The sequence below is a fragment of the Halomonas marinisediminis genome, from assembly GCF_004347715.1.
GTDB lineage: Bacteria > Pseudomonadota > Gammaproteobacteria > Pseudomonadales > Halomonadaceae > Halomonas > Halomonas icarae.
Genome location: NZ_SLTR01000601.1, coordinates 1 through 255 on the forward strand (window position 1 = coordinate 1; position 255 = coordinate 255).

Genomic DNA, 255 nt, shown 5'->3' on the forward strand with positions numbered 1-255 from the left:
GACGCCAGTTTCGGCGCCGTCCCGGCGGCCATGGAATACGCCGCCACTCTGTTCATGCTGCTCGCGGCCCTGCCCTTCGTGCGTTATGTCCAGCTGGTCGCGGGCACGGCGCGCCCCCTGCTGCATGACCCGCAGGTGCGGGCCTTCTTCGCCACGGTCGCGATGATCGTGCTGATCATCGCCACGTGGAAGATGATCGCCATCGACACGCCGGGCGAGGAATCCCTCCGCAAGTCCCTGTTCAACACCGTCTCG

General features: G+C 66.7%; 1 pseudogene. It reads left to right on the forward strand.

Annotated features, from left to right (window positions below):
- Positions 1–255 (forward strand): annotated as a pseudogene (locus tag E0702_RS17950) (hypothetical protein); the annotation flags it as partial.